The following is a 4002-nucleotide window of genomic DNA, read 5'->3' as shown; positions in this document are numbered from 1 at the left end:
CTTCAAGTTAGCATTATCAAACAAAGCGATCGCTGCTTTTTTCTGCCTAGTTTCAGTTCGTAGCAGAGCTTGCAACTTATTAATAGCGTCACTCTGAGGAGCGATTTCTCGCACTGAATTTTGAGTAGTTGCGATCGCTCCCTTGCCATTTCACAACCCCAAATTTAGCATTAGCTTTTGAAAAGGATGTCATAAAGTGACAGCAGAATCTCTACCACAATCAGAATCACCACATACCACTCTACGCGCTGACTACTGCTATGCTGCATGAACTCCAGCACCGTTTGAGCGGTTTGGGCAATTAGCTCTAGTTTACGTTCCAGAGCATGGTGACGCTCGCGAATTTCGTATTCATCCTCCAAGCGCAGATATAAGTTTTCTAGCTGTGGAGATTCCCAGAGCAACTCCGGCTTATCGATAATCTCTACTTGACCTACAATCTTATGTTGAACTAATAAGGTAGTCCCAAGTTGACGCAGTAATTCCCGGCTTTGTTGTCTACTCCTGTTTTCACGCTGGAGACTAGCTGCAAACGGTTCAATTTGATCGAATACAGTCGCTAGGCTGGTTTCATAGTGAGACAACACAACACTCTTGGCGAGAATATCAGCTACTATCTGCAAGCGTTCTATACTCAATTCATGCAGTAAAATTTTTCCTTCCTTGGCTCGTTCACTCTCACTAATACTGAGATGAACTTCTACCTCTTCTGTTTCTGGGTCGGCAAAAGGGCCGCTAATTTGAGAAGATAGTTTGGTCAAAAAAGCTACCTTTTCTCCAGGCTCAAGGTTAAATAGGACAACTGCACCATAGGCCAGCAATACAGCGTAGCCTTCTTCACCGACTCTAATCATTAGTGGCATACTAGCCAAGGAAACGTAATTATCCAGCGTCTGTAAGTTAATACCTTTACCAAGGAATAGGGCCTGCGCTCTAAATCTATCTTTGTCATTAAAAAGGAGTTTTTGCATTATTGCCCAAAAGCTATATTTTGCCTGCTTTACTGCTCTGGTAACGATAGTAATTGATGCCTGTTGTCAGAGATAACTACAATCTCAGCTTACCATTTCGTCTTTCTTCTACAGCCCATACCCTGTTTTTGATACTCTTGCGCCCTGAATAAATTACAGCGCTGTTCAAATAGTTGAACTACATTATTCGCCACTCTCCCCAAAATTGTTAGAGTAAATAAAGTTATGAGGACGCAAATATGGCTGACAAAAATCGTTCTCAATGGGACTTAGGCAGGTTTATCGAAACCCTGACTTACTTTGAGGTAATTCCTTTCCTTAACTGGGTACAGCAATTAATCCAAGGTCGTCCTAAGGATAATCAATATAGACCCAATGGAGGAAGAAACGTGGGTGTAATATTAGTAGCAGGTGCAACAGGTGGTGTCGGTAAACGAGTAGTGCAGCGATCGCTCCAACAAGGTTATAAAGTTCGCGCCCTAGTTCGAGATATTGACAAAGCGCGGTCATTTCTTGGTAATGATATCGATTTAGTAGTTGCGGATATTACGCAACCAGAAACTTTAACTCCTTTAGTTATGGCTGATATCCAAGCTGTAATTTGTTGTACAGCAGTACGCGTACAACCAGTGGAGGGAGATACAGCAGACAGAGCCAAATATTATCAAGGTGTTAAATTTTACCAGCCAGAAATTGTTGGCGACACTCCCGAAAATGTAGAATATCAAGGAGTCAAAAACTTAGTCCAAGCGGCGGCAAAATATTTGCCCCAAGCAAAGGAAAAACTAATATTTGATTTCACCAAGCCATCAGCAGAATTAAAGGATAACTGGGGAGCGCTGGATGATGTCGTCATGGGTGGCGTGAGTGCCAGTAATATCCAATTAGTAGAAAATACAGCTTTATTTGCGGGTAATGTCTCCACCGCTAACTCTGGCGGATTTGTTTCTATCAGAACGAAAAATTTTGATCCACCCTTCAACTTATCTAGTTATGAAGGTGTGAAATTACGTGTCAAAGGTGATGGTCAGCGTTATAAAATCTTTCTACGGACAGATACGACATGGGATGGTATTGGCTACAGCTATTCTTTCGATACCGTAGCTAATACTTGGATAGATATTCAGATTCCCTTTGCAGATTTGATTCCCGTATTTCGAGCAAAAACTGTCAAAGATGCACCACCACTTGAGCAAAGTAGAATTTGTTCATTCCAACTGATGTTGAGCAAATTTGAACATGATGGCGCTTTAAATCCGAAATTTTCCCCAGGTAGTTTTACTTTCCAGATGGAATCAATTAAAGCTTATGGGGGGGCAACTTTACCACAATTTATCCTCGTCAGTTCAGCAGGTGTCACTCGTCCCGGCCGCCCTGGCATTAATTTAGATGAAGAACCGCCAGCAGTGAAATTAAATGACCAATTGGGAGGAATTCTAACTTGGAAGTTGAAGGGAGAAGATAGTTTAAGAGAAAGCGGAATTCCTTATACAATTATTAGACCTTGTGCTTTAACTGAAGACGCAGGTGGTAAGGAATTAATATTTGAGCAAGGTGACAATATTAGAGGCAAAATCAGCCGTGAGGATGTGGCAGAACTTTGCGTACAAGCGCTAAAACTAGAAAAAGCTTCTAACGTCACATTTGAGATTAAACAGGGAGAAAATACTGTCAACTCTATCGATTGGCAGAGTTTATTTTCTAACTTACAATTAGACGAAAGATAAATATCTACAGATTTTTAATCTGTAAATTATCTCACCCAAGTCTGGTTAGATAGACTGTTATAACAAATCAGATATTGGTATGAAAAAAATCAAGGTGTTAGTAATCGCCGGGATTTTAGTAACAATAATCTGGGGCAGTTTTTTTTCTAAAACTGCCTCATCGCAGCAAGTAGAGTCCCGCATCTACAATCTGGAAGCGGATCTGAATCGTGTTGAGTCGCGGTTAAATCAGCTAGAGTCCCAGCTAGGTAAAACTCGGCAGTCTCCATCCTCAAGAACAACACTTACCCCACGACAATCAACTCGTTCTAGAGGTAACTTATCACAGCAAGATCCGATGTTTGATCGGCTTGCTACTTTGGTGGTTGAATTGAAGCAACAAGTCAACAAATTAGAGCAGCGAGTTGCTAAATTAGAATCACGCTAAATATTTATAGGACTTACGCAAAAACCCTCTAAACTCTCATTCCTCCGTGACCTTTGCGCCCTCTGTGGTTCGTTTTCCGTTACCCGTGCGTAAGTCCTATAAAACTTAGGCTGACTTCAAGTTATCAAAGAATTTTATTCAGTTATTCATCAAGTCAAATTTGAGACTATGACTGTGCTATTAAATATCAATACGCTGGAAATATATCAAGAAGAACTAAATAACAAAATTCCCGACTTCTCTAAAAAGTTGGGAATCTGAGCTTTTCGATTCATCTTTTGCAAACCCAATCATTCATCATTTGGATCGTCAATCATTTCCGGTACTAAAGCTGGGTTACTTTTACGTTCTTCTGGTGATTGCTCTCGAATAACATCGTCTATTCTCGCAGGGTGTTTGATTTTGTCCAATACCTCTGGACTTAATTGTGATGCATCACCTTCTGGATTAGACTTTTCAGCCTGACTAGGAACTGTTTCCTTATTCATAATTATTTCCCTAAACTCTAAACTTATACGCCAAGCTTAAGTTCTTCTATAGTCGGGTACACACTATCTTGGGACTTAATTTCACATAACTGTGGGAAGAAAGGCTTCAGCCGCCAGAATTCAGTTGGGTATTTTGAACGAAAGAGCGGATAGCACAGCGTAAAGCCTTCTCTCTTTGGGAGAAGAAAAGGCTTAGAGTGAGTCCGCTTACTCTGTAAGAGTTGCAAGCTACAAGGAGCGTTTCATAAGAGAGCGTCTTGATTCTGACCGGAGGCGGAGCGTCTCCGGCTCCGTTCCTGAATTCTTCTTCAAGAATTGTGGTTTTTGGCTAACCCATAAAGCAATGTCATGAAAGCTTGATATTGTTACCGTTGCTCAATATGTAAACC

4 protein-coding genes are annotated in these 4002 nt (G+C 41.0%); 2 read left to right on the top strand and 2 right to left on the bottom strand.

Annotated features, from left to right (window positions below; translation table 11 throughout):
- Nucleotides 1-170: 170 nt before the first annotated feature.
- Nucleotides 171-971 (bottom strand): RMD1 family protein, encoded by an 801-nt coding sequence (locus tag IQ229_RS16525; RefSeq protein ID WP_194045503.1) that lies wholly within the window; start codon nucleotides 969-971, stop codon nucleotides 171-173.
- Nucleotides 972-1210: 239 nt separating this feature from the next.
- Here IQ229_RS16525 and IQ229_RS16520 point away from each other — a divergent pair, with 239 nt between their 5' ends.
- A complete protein-coding gene (locus IQ229_RS16520) occupies nucleotides 1211-2698 on the top strand; it encodes a CIA30 family protein (RefSeq protein ID WP_194045501.1) in 1488 nt (495 codons plus the stop codon).
- 79 nt (nucleotides 2699-2777) lie between these two features.
- Nucleotides 2778-3125, top strand: coding sequence for a hypothetical protein (locus tag IQ229_RS16515; RefSeq protein ID WP_194045492.1), 348 nt, complete (start codon nucleotides 2778-2780; stop codon nucleotides 3123-3125).
- A 290-nt stretch (nucleotides 3126-3415) separates the two neighbouring features.
- Here IQ229_RS16515 and IQ229_RS16510 read toward each other — a convergent pair whose 3' ends face one another.
- Nucleotides 3416-3613: a hypothetical protein gene (locus IQ229_RS16510; protein WP_194045490.1), complete on the bottom strand. Its 198-nt coding sequence runs from the start codon at nucleotides 3611-3613 to the stop codon at nucleotides 3416-3418.
- Between the last annotated feature and the right edge of the window lie 389 nt (nucleotides 3614-4002).

Source organism: Nostoc cf. edaphicum LEGE 07299 (assembly GCF_015207245.1).
Classification (GTDB): domain Bacteria; phylum Cyanobacteriota; class Cyanobacteriia; order Cyanobacteriales; family Nostocaceae; genus Nostoc; species Nostoc edaphicum_B.
This window is presented reverse-complemented; position numbering and strand designations above follow the sequence as displayed.